Annotated in this window: 11 protein-coding genes; 7 read left to right on the top strand and 4 right to left on the bottom strand. The window is 67.6% G+C overall.

Annotation, left to right across the window (positions count from 1 at the left end; all coding sequences use genetic code 11):
- The first annotated feature begins 65 nt into the window (after positions 1-65).
- Both BN996_RS06190 and BN996_RS06195 read left to right on the top strand, forming a co-directional pair.
- A complete protein-coding gene (locus BN996_RS06190) occupies positions 66-863 on the top strand; it encodes a helix-turn-helix transcriptional regulator (RefSeq protein WP_089777636.1) in 798 nt (265 codons plus the stop codon).
- A gap of 70 nt (positions 864-933) precedes the next feature.
- The gene (locus BN996_RS06195) at positions 934-2,061 is read left to right on the top strand and encodes a pyridoxal phosphate-dependent aminotransferase (protein ID WP_089777637.1); all 1,128 of its coding nucleotides are present in this window, start codon (positions 934-936) and stop codon (positions 2,059-2,061) included.
- Between the two features lie 11 nt (positions 2,062-2,072).
- Here BN996_RS06195 and BN996_RS06200 read toward each other — a convergent pair whose 3' ends face one another.
- The 3 genes from BN996_RS06200 to BN996_RS06210 all read right to left on the bottom strand — a co-directional run bounded on the left by BN996_RS06200 (position 2,073) and on the right by BN996_RS06210 (position 8,025).
- Positions 2,073-2,861, bottom strand: a complete 789-nt coding sequence (locus BN996_RS06200; RefSeq protein WP_089777638.1) for a CBS domain-containing protein — start codon at positions 2,859-2,861, stop codon at positions 2,073-2,075.
- 165 nt (positions 2,862-3,026) lie between these two features.
- Entirely contained in the window at positions 3,027-6,107 is a 3,081-nt protein-coding gene (locus BN996_RS06205) for an FAD-binding and (Fe-S)-binding domain-containing protein (protein WP_089777639.1), read from the bottom strand.
- A 205-nt stretch (positions 6,108-6,312) separates the two neighbouring features.
- Positions 6,313-8,025, bottom strand: coding sequence for an L-lactate permease (locus tag BN996_RS06210; RefSeq protein ID WP_089777640.1), 1,713 nt, complete (start codon positions 8,023-8,025; stop codon positions 6,313-6,315).
- Between the two features lie 372 nt (positions 8,026-8,397).
- On the opposite strand from BN996_RS06210, the gene BN996_RS06215 reads away from it, so the two are divergent.
- From BN996_RS06215 to BN996_RS06235, 5 genes are all read left to right on the top strand, one after another.
- Complete coding sequence (locus BN996_RS06215) at positions 8,398-9,048, top strand: helix-turn-helix domain-containing protein (RefSeq protein ID WP_089777641.1); 651 nt, start codon at positions 8,398-8,400, stop codon at positions 9,046-9,048.
- A 122-nt stretch (positions 9,049-9,170) separates the two neighbouring features.
- The gene (locus BN996_RS06220) at positions 9,171-11,015 is read left to right on the top strand and encodes an Nramp family divalent metal transporter (RefSeq protein WP_089779847.1); all 1,845 of its coding nucleotides are present in this window, start codon (positions 9,171-9,173) and stop codon (positions 11,013-11,015) included.
- A gap of 78 nt (positions 11,016-11,093) precedes the next feature.
- Positions 11,094-11,597 (top strand): LutC/YkgG family protein, encoded by a 504-nt coding sequence (locus BN996_RS06225; RefSeq protein WP_089777642.1) that lies wholly within the window; start codon positions 11,094-11,096, stop codon positions 11,595-11,597.
- A complete protein-coding gene (locus BN996_RS06230) occupies positions 11,590-13,791 on the top strand; it encodes an LUD domain-containing protein (RefSeq protein WP_089777643.1) in 2,202 nt (733 codons plus the stop codon). Before BN996_RS06225 ends, BN996_RS06230 begins: the two co-directional genes overlap by 8 nt.
- A gap of 184 nt (positions 13,792-13,975) precedes the next feature.
- Entirely contained in the window at positions 13,976-14,269 is a 294-nt protein-coding gene (locus BN996_RS06235; protein WP_004041580.1) for a PRC-barrel domain-containing protein, read from the top strand.
- A 4-nt stretch (positions 14,270-14,273) separates the two neighbouring features.
- On the opposite strand, the gene BN996_RS06240 is transcribed toward BN996_RS06235, so the two are convergent.
- On the bottom strand, positions 14,274-15,731 hold the full coding sequence (locus tag BN996_RS06240; protein WP_004970563.1) for a DHH family phosphoesterase: 1,458 nt from the start codon (positions 15,729-15,731) through the stop codon (positions 14,274-14,276).
- Between the last annotated feature and the right edge of the window lie 37 nt (positions 15,732-15,768).

Genomic DNA, 15,768 nt, shown 5'->3' on the forward strand with positions numbered 1-15,768 from the left:
AAAAGCAATTCGCTCATTTATATTCTAACCCTCCTCCCTCCTGCCATTTAAGTAGTAACACGCGCATGAGATTCGACATGGTTCAGCCCGAGGCGAACGAGGTGTTCGACGTGCTCGCGTCGCGGGCAGACGTGCTCGCCGCCGTCGTTCGCCAGCCTCGGACGACGGCGGAACTCGCGGGCGACCTCCCGGTGTCGCGGTCGACGGTCGACCGCGGGCTCCGCGAGCTAGAGCGCGCGGGCTTCGTCGAGACGAAAGACGGCGTCCACCGCCCGACGCTCGCCGGTCGAATGGCGCTCGACACGTACTCGCACTTCGTCGAGTGTCTGGACGACATCGACGCGGCCGCCGCGGTGCTCGACTCGCTCGACTCGGACGTGCCGCTCGCGCCGGCGTTCCTCGACGGCTGTGGGGCCATCGCCGTCGCCGACGGGGGTTCGGGCCCCGCGCTCTCGAAGCTCACGTCGTTCGTCGAGGAGGCCGAGTCGGTGCGCGGGTGCGTCCGCGGGGCGCTCCCCTCGCAGGTCGACGCCTACTACCGGACCGTCGTCCAAAACGGTACCCCGGTCGACCTCGTCGCCACCGACGACGTGGTCCAGCGACTCGTCACCGCCTATCGGCCGCAGCTCGCCGAGGCGTGGTCGGTCGACTCCTTCTCGCTTCAGGCGGTCGAGTCGCTTCCCTACAGCCTCGTCGTCTCCGACCTCCCGGACAGCCCCGTCGCGTTTCTCGTCGCGTACTCCGAGCGCGGCCTCGCGGGAATCATCTACAACGAGTCGCGGCCGGCGGTGGCGTGGGCCAGACGGCGCATCGACGACTGGCGGAACGACGCCGCGCCGCTCCCCCGGCCGTCGGGCGACTGAGTCCCCGCCGCCTGCGGCCGATGTCCCCGAGACCCCAACGACTTACGGGAGCGACCGCGAAGGAGTCCTAATGACGACGACGTTTCCCGGAATCCCCTATCTGGAGTGGATTGTCGACCGGGCGGCCGAGGCCACCCACGACCTCGCGACGAGCGACCTCGGCTCGTCCCGGCGCGGCGACGACCTCGCTCCGCCGGTTCTCGCGGGTCGCTCGGACCCCGAGGACGCGACGCTCGCCGGCCAACTCGCGGAACGCTACGGCGTCTCCGAGTCGTCGGTCCTCGTCACCGCGGGCGCGACGAACGCGAACTTCCTCGCCGCCTGCGCCCTCCTCGACCTCGCGTCCGGCGACGACGAAGACCGCGACGAGGCCGACGCCCCGCGTCCGCAGGTGCTCGTCGAGAAACCCGGCTACCAGCCGCTCGTGGCCACGTCGGAGGCGCTCGGAGCGCGCGTCGACCGCTTCGTCCGCCCGCCGGAGTACGACTACGAACTCGAACCGCACCGCCTCGACGGGGCCTCGACCGACGCCTTCGCCTACGCCATCGTCACCAACCGCCACAACCCGTCGGGCAAACTCACGCCGCGCGCCGAACTCGCCGAGGTCGCGGCCGCCGCGGGCGACGCCGGCGGCTACCTCCTCGTCGACGAGGTGTACGCGCCCTTCGTCGACCCCGCGGTCGACGGCCCCTTCGGCGGCACCACGGCGTCCGGTCTCGACAACACCGTCGTCACCGGGTCGCTGACGAAGTTCTACGGCCTCGGCGGGCTCCGCGTCGGCTGGATTATCGGCCCCGAGGAGGTCGTCGAGCGCGCCCGCTCGGCGTCGATGTACCTGCCCGCGGTCGCCGAGCCGAGCACCAAGCTCGCCCGGCGCGCGCTCCACCACGGCGACGACATCGAGACCGCCGCCCGCGAACACCTCTCGGCGAACCACGACCTGCTGGCGACGTTCGTCGCCGACCGCGACGACCTCGACGGGCGCATCCACGCCGGCGGGACGTTCGCCTTCCTCGACCACGCCTCGGCCGACGGCGACGCGGTCGTCGACGCCGCGTGGGACCGCGGCGTCCTCGTCGTTCCCGGCGGCTTCTTCGACGCGCCGGAGTCGTTCCGCATCTCGCTGGGCGGCGACCCCGAGGCGATGGACGCCGGACTCGACGCCTTCGGCGACGCGCTCGACGACCTCGCCGAGTAACGCGGCGTTTCTTACTGTTCGGTCTTCTCGATGAGCGGGTGCTGGAGGTAGTCGTTGACCTCCACGTCCGCGAGCGACCGGAGGCCGCCGAGGCGGGCCATCCTGCGCAGGCCCAACTCGTCGACGTCCTCCGGCGAGACCGTGAGCACGTGCGCGAGCATCCGGTCGATGCCGAGTCGCCTCGCGGCCATCGCCCGGTGGTGCCCGTCCACGAGCAGCGTCTCGGGACCGTGGGAGACGACGATGAGCGGCTCCGCGAGGCCGTTCTGGAGTTCGTACTTCCGGCCTTCGAGCTCGTCGCCGTACACCTCCCGCTGGGTCGGAATCAGCGAGCCGACCTCGACTTCCCGCTCGCCGACGCCGATGGACGTGTCGTGGGTCCGTTCGAGCATCTCGCGGGTGCTCTGGACCTTCGAGGGCGTCGTCCGCTCGATTTGGCTCCGCACCGCGTCGCCGTTCGAAAAGAGGCCGAGCAACACCCGGTCGTCGTCGACGACGGGGAGGAACTGGTGGCCGGTGCGGAAGATGACGCGCGCGGCGTTCTTCACCGTCATCTCCGGGCGGACGACCACGAGGTCGCGGCTCATCACCGACTCGACCCGCACGTCGCCGTTGACTTCCAACAGGTCTATCGCGCCGACGAACCCGAGGAGGCGGTGCTCGTCGTCGACGACCGGGAGCCCGCCGTACTGCGGGCCGGCCTTGAGTTTGTCGACCACGTCGGTGACCCACGCGCCCGGGCCGACGGTCTCCACGCCGGTCGTCATGTACGCGTCGACGCGCACGTCGTCGAGTTCCATCGGTGTCATGGCATTCCTCGCATCTCGGTCGTCCCGCGGTTGACCGCGGAGCGCCCTAAACGTATCTGCGACGAAAAACGAGGAGCGACGGCGACTGGCGTCGTGCCCGAACCCGGCCGGGGATGCCACACCGCCGAGTCGCCGAGACGCGCCGCGGCGTCCGCGTTACGCGTCGATGGCGCGCGCGAGCACCTCGACGGGGTGCGGCGGGTCGTCGGTCGCGCCGTCCATGTCTTCGAGTTGCGTCCGGCAGGACGCGCCGGGGGCGACGACCACGTCGCCCGGACTCTCGGCCACTTGGCCTTCGAGGATGTTTCCGATGGCCTTCGACATGGAGTAGTGTTCGGCCTCGTAGCCGAACGACCCGGACATCCCGCAACACGTCGAGTCCAGCGGGTCCACCTCGAAGCCGGCGCGGCGGAGGACGCCCACGGCGTGGTGGTCCTTCTTCGTGGACTTCTGGTGGCAGTGTCCGTGATACGTCAGGTAGTCGTCCTGCGGGCGGAACGACAGCGACTCGTCCAGCCGGAACGCGTCGACGTACTCCATGACGCCGTAGGCGTTTTCGGCGACGGCCTCCACGTCGTCGCCTGAGAGCAAGTCGAGGTAGTCCGACTGGAACATCACCGCGTCGGAGGGCTCACAGAGGACGACGTCCCAGCCCTCCTCGACGTACGGTGCGAGCACCTCGACGTTCTGCTCGGCGTCGGCGCGGGCCTTGTCGAGAAAGCCCTTCGAGTGCGGGGGCCGACCGGAGCCGGCGACGCCCTCCGGAATCCGGACGTGGACGTTCGCGGCCTCAAGCGACTTCACGGCGGCCTTGCCGACCTCGGGGTGGTTGTAGTTCGTGTAGGTGTCGGGGAACAACAGCGCCTTGCGGTCGGCCTCCGCCTCCGGGACGCCGGCCCCGCCGCGGCTCTCGAACCAGTCGACGAAGCTCGTCGAGTGGAACGTCGGAAGCGAGCGCTCCTTGGCGATGCCGACGGTCTTCTCCATGAGCGTCCGCGCGCCCGGCACCTTCGTCGCCGCGTTGGCGAGCGGGGCGAACGCCGACCCGAGTTTGGACAGCGAGTCGATGTTGGCGAACAGCTTGTCGCGGAAGCTGGAGCCGTTGCGCTGGTGGTACTCGTGGACGACCTCGGCTTTCATCTTCGCCATGTCGACCTCGCTGGGGCAGTCCTTCGAACAGCCCTTACAGCCGACACAGAGGTCGAGCACCTCGTCGACGAACTCGTCGGTGAACATCTCGTCTTCGGGGAGGCCGCCGCTCATGGCCTGCCGGAGCATGTTGGCGCGGCCGCGGGTCGCCTGAATCTCCTCTTCGGCGGCGCGGAACGTCGGGCACATCACGCCGCCGACGGTGGACTGCTGGCCGCGACAGCCGGCACAGCCGTGGCAGAGTTCGACCATGCCCTCGAACCCGTTGTCGTTGTCCCAGTTCAGCGCCGGTTCGAAGCCGGCGTCGAACTCGTAGTCGGGGGAAAAGCGGAGGTTCTCGGTCATGTCGTGGTCGCCGCAGATGTTCCCCGGATTCAGGAGCCAATCGGGGTCGAACGCGGTCTTGAGGTCGCGGAAGACGTTCCAGAGGTGGTCGCCGTACAGCTTGCGGTTCCACTGGGTCCGCGCGCGGCCATCGCCGTGCTCGCCGGAGACGGAGCCGCCGTACTTGACGACGAGGTCCGTCACCTCGTCGGCGATGGCCTCGAACGTCTCGACGCCCTCGGCCGTCTTCGTGTTGACGAGCGGGCGGATGTGCAGGACGCCCGGCCCCGCGTGGGCGTAGTACGACGCGAAGGTGTCGTGCTCGTCGAGGATGTCCTGGAAGTCGGAGACGTACGCCGGGAGGTTCTCGGCCGGGATGGCGGTGTCCTCGATGTACGCGATGTGCTTTTCGTCGGTCGTCCGCGAGAGGAGAATCGGGAGCCCCGACTTGCGCATCTTCCAGAACTTCGCGCGGGTGTCGGCGTCGTGGGCCTCCATGAAGTCGGTCGCGCGGCGCTCCGTCTCGGTCACCGAGGCCGAGCCCTCGTCGGGGTCGAACTCGGTCCCGTCGGGGTCGATGACGCGGTCTTCGATGAGGTTCGCAACCTTCTGTTTACCGGCCTCGTCGGAGTCGGCGTAGAACTCCACGAGGAGCGTCGAGTCCGTGCCCTCTGGGAGCATCCCGACCACGTCCGCGAACTCGGCGGTATCGCGCGCGAGGTCGAGAAGCACGTCGTCCATCACCTCGACGGCCGCGGGCTCGTGTTCGAGGATGGGCGCGACATCGTGCATCGCGTCGATGACGTCGTCGTAGGTGAGAAGCGCCACCGACGCGGTGTTCGGAATCTCCTCCAGCGAGACGGTCGCCTTCGTCACGATACCGAGCGTTCCTTCGCTCCCGGCGATGAGCCGGCCGAGGTTGACGCGGCCGGCCTCCCAGTCCCCGTCGATGCCGGTATCGTCCGGCGTGCGGCGCTCGCCGCGCATCTCGTCGACGAGCATGTCGAGGTTGTAGCCGGAGACGTTGCGCTTCAGGTCGGGGAAGCGCTCTGCAATCTCGTCGGCCTCCTCGTCGAGTATCCGCGCGATTTCGGCGTAGATGCGCGCTTCGAGGTCGCCGTCGGGGTCGCCGGACTCGCGGAGCTCGTCGACGCTCACCTCGCCGAACGTCGTCACCGTCCCGTCCGCGAGGACGATTTCCAGCTCTTCGATGTAGTAGTCCGTCTTGCCGTACTTCAGCGAGTGCGAGCCGGTGGAGTTGTTGCCGATTGCGCCGCCGAGCGCGGAGCGGTCGCCCCACGCCGGGTCGGGCGCGAACTTCAGGCCGTGGGGTGCGAGCTCCTCGTTGAGCTCGCCGAGGCGGACGCCCGCTTCGGCCGTGGCCGTCCGCGCCTCGGGGTCGATCTCCTCGACGCCGCCCATGTGGCGGACGAGGTCGAGGACGACGGCCTCGCTGACGGTCTGGCCGGCGAGGCTCGTGCCGCCGCCGCGGGGGAGGACGGGAATCTCCCGGCCGGCGCAGTACTCCATCACCGCCGCCACGTCGGCCGTCGAGGTCGGCATGACGACGCCGATGGGGACTTGTTCGTAGGCCGACGCGTCGGTCGCGTACAGCGTTCTCGTGTAGGTGTCGAAGCGCACGTCGCCCTCGACGAGGGATTCGAGGTCGTCGACCAGCCCCGGCCGCTCGACGTCGTCGCTGACGTAGTCGTAATCGCCAGCGAGCGCGGGGTCGGTGGCCGGTTCGTGCGTGTTGGATGCCATTGATTAGCTCTGTCGTATGTCGGTTGGCGTGAACGGATAAAGACACCCGGTGACGGGTGTCGCTCCGGGTCGCGCCCGGGTGGTTTGCGAGTCGGTTCGAGGTTCGAATCGAACCGGACCGAGCCGAGTCAAGTCGAACCGAATCAAGTCGAGTCGAGTCGGGCCGAGGTAGCTCGGCAGGGCCGGGTCGGGGAGCGCCGGCCGCTCAGAACACGCCCGGGAACAGCACGTAGCTGAACAGGAGCGTGAGGACGCCGGTCGCGGTCCCGTAGTACAGAAGCGGGATGAGTTCGAGGCGGATGACGCGGCCCTCCTCGCCGACGAGGCCGACGACCGCGAGCGCGGCGACGACGTTGTGGACGGCGATGAGGTTGCCGATGGCCCCGCCGACCGCCTGCGCGCCCAGCATGACGGTCTTCGGCGTGCCGATCTGGTCGGCGACGCCGTACTGGAAGGTGCCGAACAGGATGTCGGAGACGGTGTTCGACCCCGCGAGGAACGCGCCGAACGCGCCGACGAAGGCGGCGAAGAACGGGTAGACGCCGCCCGCGATGCCGGCCATGCCCTCCGAGAGGACGATGAGCATGCTGTCGGTGCCCGTCGCGTTGCCCGACTGGAGCATGATTTGGACGGTCGCGACCGCGAACAGGAGCGCGATGACCGCCGGCGTGACTTTCTCGACGGTCTCGGCCCACGTGGCTTTGACCTGTTTCGCGTCCATGTCGTGGAGGCCGATGGTGGCGAGGTGGACCACGAGGAACACCGCACCGGGCAGGTAGAGCAACTGGAAGTCGCCGGTCAGCCCCGTGCCCCAGATGTCGGCGTACTCGAAGACGAGGTTCGACGTGAGGAAACTCGTCAGCGGGTCGAACACGCGGGTGACGACGAGCAGCGCCGCGACGAGGACGTACGGCGTCCACGCCTTCCACAGCGACATCTGCTGGACCGCCCCCCCGTCGGCGGCGACCGCGCCGCCGCGCTGGCTCGTCTCGCCGGGTTGGATGTCGCCGACCCAGTGGTCGGGCCACTCGGTCTGCGGCGCGAAGTCCCACTCCTCGTCGGGGTGGAAGAAGCCGGCTTTGAGCGCGGAGACGGTGAGCAGTAGCCCCACCATCGCGCCGACGAGGCCGGGGAACACCGGGCCGAGGAAGTAGGCCGTCAGGAAGTACGGCACCGAGAAGGACGCCCACGCGAACAGCGTGAGAGGAAGCACTGCGAGCGCCGGCCTGATGGAGCGCTCCTCGCCGAAGAAACGCGTCATCATGGCGACGCCGATGAAGGGGAGCAGGATGCCGACGACGACGTGGTTCATCGCCGCGAAGACGGCGATTTCCGACACCCACTGCTCGACGCCCATGCCCTGCGCGTCGAGCGCGTTCGTGATGACCGGCACGTCGTCGAAGATGTCTATCATCCCGATGATGAGCGGCGTGCCGACCGCGCCGAAGGTGATGGCCATGAGGTTCCCCGTCAGCGCGACCACGACGGCCGCGAGCGGCGGGAAGCCGAGGCCAACGAGGAGCGGGCCGACGATTGCCGCGGGCGTGCCGAAGCCGGCGGCCGCCTCGATGAACGAGCCCATGAGGAACACGAGCAGGACGACCTGCACGCGGCGGTCCTCGCTGATGGAGGCGAAGCCGTTGTTGATGGCGTCGAACGCGCCCGTCTGCTTGAGCGTGTACAGGAGCAGAATCGCCCCGAAGACGATGTACAGGATGTTCGAGGCGGTGATGAAGCCGTTGATGGTCGAGGCGATAATCCACTGCGGCGTCATGCCCCAACCGAGGACGCCGGCCCCGATTGCGACGACCCACGCGACGGGCATCGCCCGCGTCGCGGGCCAGTACCGCCCGACCATCAGATAGGCGATGGTGATGAGCGGGAGCAGGGCGATGAGCGCGTCGGTCGCGTTAACCATGCCGCACACCTCCGTAGTTCGTTCCAGCCTGTGCCGTTCCAGATTCGTGCCTGATGCGGTGCATCGTGGAATCCGATACACAACTTTTGTGATATATATCTATCGTTCGTCGCTATTCATGACATATCGGTCGGGGTCGTGTTACTCGGAGTACACAACCCAGTACACTCGTGAATATCCGGACAAATACGCGGTTAACCGGCGAATTCGAGTTTTACATGGTCTATCCTGTCGATTCGCGTTCGGAGCCAATCTTGGAAAACCGATTCTCGAAACGGCCACAACACACGTGTTTCCCGGCCATAATACACGAGTGAATTGGCGATTCACTCGTGTGCAAAGGCTTATGCAGTCGTGTAAACTGGAATTATCATGGACGATGAGTCTCGCGCGCGCTCTCGAAACGAGCACGGACAGTACGTGGGACGCATCTCGCTGGACGCCGTCTTGGACGTGTTCGAGGAGCGCGACGACGCCGCTCGCCCCCTCACCGCCACCGACGTGATGGAGGCGCTCGACTGCTCGCGGCGCACCGCGCACAACAAGCTGAACGAACTCGAAGAACGCGGCGACCTCGCCACCCGGAAGGTCGGCGCTCGGAGCCGGGTGTTCTGGGTTCCGATGCCCGCCCGCGGGGAGTCGACAGCGGGGCGGGCCGCCGACTCGACCGACCCGGCTTCGCCCTCCGAAACCGGGGCCTCGGGCGAGGCCGACGGTCCTGACGACTCGGACGCCCTCGACCACCCGCCCGCGGTCTCGTCCGCCATCGAGCGCGCGGACCTGCCGGGGAGCGGCCCGATGCTCGACGCCCGCCGCGAGGCGCTGTCGGCGGCGTACCAGTACCTCACCGACCACCCGGAGGCGAAGAAGGCGGACTTCCTGCGGGACGTGTACCACGACTACCCCGCCGGCTTCGAGTCGGCCGAGGGCTGGTGGAACGCGATTCAGCCGGCGCTCAAGCAACTGCCGGGCGTCGACCCGCCGGAAGAGCGCGGTCACATCTGGCACTTCCTCGGGGGGTAGTCCGGTTTTCGAACGTCACAGCCACCCTACGAATTTATACACCATCGGGCCACAATTCCGGCAAACGCATCGATGTCAAGCGATTCGCCGTCCGATAGTTCCGTTCCGGGGTGTCCCGTCTCGTGAGCGACGGTCGCCCCGGTTCCGACGCCGACGCGTCCGCGCGGTCGGACGCGCTCGACGAGTCGGACGACTCCGACGCGGACCTCTCGGACCTCTCGGAGTCCGCGCCCTCGACGGAACCGAGCGTCGCCGGCGGCGACGACGTCTACGCCTCCGAAGTCGAGGGAAAGCAGTACCGCGGCACGTGGTATCTCCCGCTTCGCTACGAGGAGTTAGAGGAGTCCGACGACTCGGACGACTACCCCGAGTCGGGCGACGGCGGGTCGTTCCGCCTCGCCGACCTCCCGCGGGTCCCGCGCGTCGGCCACGTCGTCGGCCCCTCGGCAATCATGCTCGGGGCGTCGCTCGGGAGCGGCGAGACGCTCTTTTGGCCCGTGTTGACCGCGCAGTACGGCTGGGCGGTGTTCTGGGCGTTCGTCGTCGGCGTCTTCACGCAGTTCCTCATCAACACGGAACTCCAGCGCTGGACGCTCGCCACGGGCGAGAGCATCTTCCGCGCGTTCGCACGCGTGGGGTCGTACTGGCCGTGGGCGTTCCTCGTCGGCGGCCTCATCAGCCTCGGCTGGCCGGGGTGGGCCGCAGGCGCGGCGCAGGTCGCCACGACGGCGCTCGGACTCGACGGGTCGGTCGCGCTCTTCGGCGCGTCGCTCGCGACGTGGAAACTCGTCGCCGCCGCCCTCATGGGCGTCATCTGGCTCTCGTATCAGGTGTCGTCGGTCATGTACAACGCCGTCGAGGTGTTCCAAATCGGCCTCCTGTTCGTCGCCATCGGCGCGGCCCTGCTCCTCGTCGCCGTCACCGGCTCGTGGGTCGAGTTCGCCGACCTCCCCGCGGCCGCAGGGTCGGTCGGAACGCTCCCCGAGGGACTGGACATCGCGGTCTTCCTCGGCGGCCTCGCCTTCGCCGGCGCGGGCGGCTACCTGAACCTCTCTCAGAGCCTCTGGATGCGGGAGAAGGGCTACGGCATGGGCAACTATCAGGGGCGCGTGAAGAACCCGCTCCGCGGCGACGACCCAGAACCCATCCAGCGCGACGGCTTCGCGTTCCGCCCGACGCTGACGAACCTCCGCCGCTGGCGCGGCTGGTGGCGCGTCGTCCAACTCGAACACCTGCTCACGTTCGTGTTCGGCCTGCTCCTCGTCGCCCCCGCGCTGATGAGCGTCGCCATGCGCTACGCGTCGGGGTCGACCGCCGACGCCATCCAGATGTGGCTCGGCGACGTCGTCCCGCTTCTCGGCCCGGTCGGCTCGTTTCTCGTCTTCGCCGTCCTCTTCGTCGCGCTGTTTACCACCGAGTACGCCATCGTCGAGTCGTTCGTCCGCAACAGCGCCGACGCCCTCTACGAGTCCTACGGCCGCGAGGCCGGCTGGGACCTCCCGAAGCTGTTCTGGCGGCTCCTCACCGCCTTCTGCGTCTGGGGCGTCGTCATCATCTTGCTTTTCTCCTCGCCGTTCGAGGGCCAAGAACCGTTCTTCTTCCTCGTCGTCGGGGCCGCGATGTCCGGCGTGATCATGTGGCCCTACACCGCCCTCGTCCTCGTGATGAACACGACGCGGCTCCCCGAACACGTCCAACCCGGCTGGGCGCGCGTCGTCGGCATGTGGTGGGCGACGGGCTTCTACGGCTACTTCAGCGTCCTCCTCGTCGGGACGTGGCTGACCACCCTCGGCCTCGCGACGTTCCGGACGGTCCCGACGGTCCTCGGCGGCGGAACCGGCGGCTACCTCCTCTGGGCCGGCTACTTCGTCGTGCAGGCCTACGCGGTGACGAAGTCCGCCGCCGGCAAGCGCGAGGCGGCCGGCACAGTCGCCGACGCGGACGAAGCAGTCGGCCGATTCCCCTGATTCGAATCGTTCATAATTAACCGACAGCGTGGCGCTCGAACCCGAAGAACGATTATGTAGAACGCGCTAGCTTCACGTATGTCAACCGGCACGGTTGCGACGTTCGAGGACTCCCTCGAACGACTCGAAGTAGGCTGGACACACGCGTCTCCCGATGGGCTGGCGGACGCGCTCGAAAGCGTCTGTTCGGACCCGACCATCGGCGTGGAACTCCCGTACGACGGGGCCGACCTCCCCGACTGGGTGAACACGGACCCGACCCCCGCGGACCTCCGCGAGGCGAACGCCGGAATCACGACCGCGGGGCTGGGTATCGCGGACTACGGCAGCGTCGTCGTGCAGGGCACGCCCGACGGCATCGAACCGGTGAGCCTGTTCGGCGACCTCCACGTCGCCGTCCTCCGGCGGTCGGACATCGTCCCCGGCATGCCCGAGGCGTTCGACTGGCTGGGCGAGGAATTCCGCACGGGACGCTCCTCGGCCATCATCGCCACCGGCCCCAGCGCCACCGCCGACATGGGCGCGCTGGTGAAAGGAGCGCACGGTCCCAAGGAGGTCCACGTGGTGATTATCGATGAGTGAGGCGCGCGAGGCCAAGGCGGCGAAGATTCGACAGTTGATGGAGACCGAGGGCGACGCCGTCGGCACGAGCACCCGCGGGTTCAACGAGGGTCGCTACCAGTCGGTCCAGTCGCTCGACGACTACGACGGGCTGAAGTCCGAAGCGCGGGCCATCAAGGAAGACGCCATCGAGCGGCTCCCCGAACTCATCGACCAACTGCGCGAGACCGTCGAGTCCAACGGCGGCACGCTCTACATCGCCGACGACGCGGCCGACGCGAACCGGTACATCCGCGAGGTCTGCGAGGACAAGGAGGCAGAGCGCGTCGTCAAGTCGAAGTCGATGACCTCCGAGGAGATAGAGGTCAACGAGGACCTCGAAGCCGCCGACATCGACGTGGTCGAAACCGACCTCGGCGAGTGGGTCCTGCAGGTCGCAGACGAGTCCCCGTCGCACATCGTCGCGCCCGCCATCCACAAGTCGCGGGAGGCCATCGCCGACCTGTTCAACGAGGCGTTCGACCCCGACGAACCCCTCGAAACCGCCGAGGAACTCACCATGTTCGCCCGCGAACAGCTCGGCGAACTCATCGAGGGCGCGGACGTGGGGATGACCGGCGCGAACTTCATCACCGCCGACACCGGGACGATGGCGCTCGTCACCTCCGAGGGTAACGCCCGGAAGACGGCCGTCGTGCCCGACACGCACGTCGCGGTCGCCGGCGTCGAGAAGGTCATTCCGACCGTCGAGGACCTCCGGCCCTTCGTCGAACTCATCGGCAAGTCGGGGACGGGACAGGACATCACCTCCTACATCTCGCTTCTGACGCCGCCGGTCGAGTCGCCGACCGTCGACTTCGACGCACCCGACACGCCGCTTTCGGCGACCGAGACGGACCGCGACTTCCACCTCGTCCTCATCGACAACGGGCGGTTCGACATGCGCGAGGACGACCAACTCCGCGAGACGCTCTACTGCATCCGGTGTTCGGCGTGTTCCAACGTCTGCGCCAACTTCCAGCACGTCGGCGGTCACGCCTTCGGCGGCGAGACGTACTCCGGCGGCATCGGCACCGGCTGGGAGGCCGGCGTCGAGGGCCTCGACAGCGCCGCGGAGTTCAACGACCTCTGTACCGGCTGTAGCCGGTGTACCACCGCCTGCCCGGTCGAAATCGACATCCCGTGGATAAACACGGTCGTCCGCGACAGAATCAACCGCGGCGAGGTCTCCGAACTCGACTGGCTCGTCGAGGGACTCACCCCCGACGAGGAACCCGGCGGCGTCAGCCTCCAGAAGCGCTTCTTCGGTAACTTCGAGACGGCCGCGAAGGTCGGGAGCTTCTTCGCGCCCGTCTCCAACTGGGCCGCCGGACTCGACGTCTCCCGCGACATCATGGAGCGGTTCCTCGGCATCGACGCCCGCCGCGAACTCCCCGAATTCCAGCGCGAGACGCTGAAAGACTGGTTCGAGAGCCGCACCTCTCGGGTCGACGACCCGGTTCGTACCGCCGTGCTCTACCCCGACGTGTACACGAACCACGTGCAGGTCGAACGCGGGAAGGCCGCGGTCCGTACCCTCGAAGCGCTCGGCGTCGACGTTATCGTCCCCGACGTTCGCTCCTCGGGCCGCGCCCCGCTCTCGCAGGGCATGATTGCGACCGCGGAAGACCACGCTCACGACGTGTACGCCGGCCTCGCGGAGCACATCGACGACGGCCGCGACATCGTCGTCATCGAGCCGTCTGACCTCGCGATGTTCCGAACCGAGTACGAGAAGTTCCTGCCCGAGAAGTCCTTCGAGCGCATCTCGGAGGCCAGCTACGAGGTCATGGAGTACGTCTTCGGCCTGCTCGAACACGGCGCGGACGCCGACGCGCTCTCGGCTGGCGCGGGCGAGGGCGTCGCCTACCACAGCCACTGTCAACAGCGGACCCTCGGCCTCGAAGGCCACACCGAGGCCGTCCTCTCGGAGCTCGACTACGACGTCGCCACCTCCGACGTGGAGTGCTGCGGCATGGCCGGGTCGTTCGGCTACAAGTCCGAGTACTACGAACTCAGCGTCGACGTCGGCTCCGAGTTACAGGGGCAGTTCCAGACCGACGAGAACAGGGACCGAACGGTCGTCGCCAGCGGCACCTCCTGTCTGGAACAGCTCGATTCGCTGCTCAGCCGGCCGACGCAACACCCGATTCAACTGGTCGCGCCGCGGCGGTAACGCGCCCCGCTTTCGGCCCCCGCCGCGGCCGTCGTTCGCGGCGACTCTCTCGCCGTCTTCTCAACCGAACAACACGTCTTCGTCCGGTGATTTCTCGCCGGCGTCGGACGCCCGTCTGCCGCGCGTCTGCGCCCCGACTCGCGGGCTACGAACAATTAAGACCCGGCATCCCATGTTGGCGGATATGGACGGGACGCCCGAAGAGATTACGACGCTCGTAGGCCGGGAGGTCTACTCGAACAACGGTGTGTTCGTCGGCGAGGTCGAAGACGTCCGCCTCGACTTGGACCACGAGACGGTCACCGGCCTCGCGCTGACGGCGCTAAACGACGAACTGTTCCGCAACCAGATCGAACCCGGAAAGGGCGTTCTCATCCCGTATCGGTGGGTTCGCGCCGTCGGCGACGTCATCCTCATCAACGACGTCATCGAGCGCCTGAAGAACCCAGAAGAAGACGAAGAGTCGCTCGTCGCCTGACGTTCTAACTCCCGTTTCCGCTCTCGCCACCCTCCACGCCCATCGCACGGAAGAGCTTGCGCTTTACCGCCTCCTCGGTGAGTTGGAGGAGCGTGTCGCGGTTGTCGTCGTTGGACTCGATGCCCGTGAAGATGCCGAGCGGAATCTCGACCGACCCCTGCGTGGAGTGGCCGCCGGCCTCGCCGATGCCGGTGAAGGCGTCGCTCAGAATCTTCCCGATGTTCATGCGGATGTCCTTCGACCGCGCCGCGAGGTAGATGGTGTCGTCGGCGATGCCGAAAACCGCCGTCGTGGTGATTCCCTCAAGATTGAGGAGGTGCTGGGCCGCCTGCGTCAGCGCGTCGCGGTCGCGGATGAACCCCGCGTTCGAGACGAGATGCGACCCCTGCACGTCGCGGTTCTGGATGGCCTCGGCGAGCACGTCCAGCGTCTCCGGCGACATCGACGGCGACTCGACTTTCTCCAGCGTGTCGTGGTCGGCGAAGGGGTAGAGGTACGCCGCCGCGGTCAGGTCCGCGGGCGTCGTGTCGCGCTTGAAGTCGAGCGTTTCGGCGCGGATCCCGTAGAGAAGCGCCGTGGCGACCGCCTGCGACGGGCTGAGGTCGAACTCTTGGATGTACTTCGTGAGAATCGTCGAGGTCGACGAGACGTTCGGCCGCACGTCGGTAAAGCGGGCGTCGATGCCGTCGTCGGGTTCGAAGTGGTCGATAAACACCGTGATGTCGGCGTCGCCGAGGTCGGGCATCCCCGACTTCATGTGGTCGACGAGCGCGACAGCGCCGTACTCTTCGAGCGGTTTCGAGTCGCTCCGCGGGGTGAGTTCGATGCCGAGGATGTTCACGAACGCCCGATTCTCCTGGTGGCCCATGTCGCCCGAGTAGAGGATGTCGGCCTCGACGTCGTACTCGCGGGCGATGGCTTGGAGGGCGACCGCCGAGGCGAGCGAGTCGGGGTCGGGGTTGTCGTGGGTGAGGATGGCCATCCCGTGGTCGGTGTCGCGCAGGATGTCGGCCAGTTGGCGGGCCTTGTATTCGAGCTCGCCGGACTCGACGCTTCGGAGCGCGGAGTCGGCGATGACCTCGGAGGGGTTGATGACCACGTCGGCACCGAGCTTCGTCAGTTCGTCCTCTGAGACGGGGTCGGAGGCGCGGACGACGATGAACTGGTCTTCGTCGCGGTCGCGGATGGTCGAGACGGCGGCCTTGTTGGCCTCGACGTCCGACGAGAGGATGAGAATCACGTCGCGTCCGGTGACGGCGTCGGCGAGCTCCGGGTCGGCGATGTTCGTGGTCTGCGCGTTCAAGTCCTGGTCGCGCAGGGCTTCGACGCGGCTTTCGTCCTTGTCGAGGATGAGGACGTCTTTTCCCTCGTCTGTCAGTTCCTCGGCGACCGCGTGCCCGACGCTCCCGCAGCCGAGTATCGCGTACGTAGACATCGAGGAAATGCTGACCCCTGCACTCATCGTTGCCCGCTACTCCGGCCGGCCGCCACTTAACACC

The sequence above is a fragment of the Haloferax massiliensis genome, assembly GCF_001368915.1.
Lineage (GTDB): Archaea > Halobacteriota > Halobacteria > Halobacteriales > Haloferacaceae > Haloferax > Haloferax massiliensis.

Bases quoted from the DNA above. Each gene is read 5' to 3' on its own strand.
- BN996_RS06215 (WP_089777641.1), top strand. From the start codon at position 8,398: ATGGACGATGAGTCTCGCGCGCGCTCTCGAAACGAGCACGGACAGTAC.
- BN996_RS06190 (WP_089777636.1), top strand. From the start codon at position 66: ATGAGATTCGACATGGTTCAGCCCGAGGCGAACGAGGTGTTCGACGTG.
- BN996_RS06200 (WP_089777638.1), bottom strand. From the start codon at position 2,861: ATGGAACTCGACGACGTGCGCGTCGACGCGTACATGACGACCGGCGTG.
- BN996_RS06210 (WP_089777640.1), bottom strand. From the start codon at position 8,025: ATGGTTAACGCGACCGACGCGCTCATCGCCCTGCTCCCGCTCATCACC.
- BN996_RS06240 (WP_004970563.1), bottom strand. From the start codon at position 15,731: ATGAGTGCAGGGGTCAGCATTTCCTCGATGTCTACGTACGCGATACTC.
- BN996_RS06230 (WP_089777643.1), top strand. From the start codon at position 11,590: ATGAGTGAGGCGCGCGAGGCCAAGGCGGCGAAGATTCGACAGTTGATG.
- BN996_RS06195 (WP_089777637.1), top strand. From the start codon at position 934: ATGACGACGACGTTTCCCGGAATCCCCTATCTGGAGTGGATTGTCGAC.
- BN996_RS06235 (WP_004041580.1), top strand. From the start codon at position 13,976: ATGGACGGGACGCCCGAAGAGATTACGACGCTCGTAGGCCGGGAGGTC.
- BN996_RS06205 (WP_089777639.1), bottom strand. From the start codon at position 6,107: ATGGCATCCAACACGCACGAACCGGCCACCGACCCCGCGCTCGCTGGC.
- BN996_RS06225 (WP_089777642.1), top strand. From the start codon at position 11,094: ATGTCAACCGGCACGGTTGCGACGTTCGAGGACTCCCTCGAACGACTC.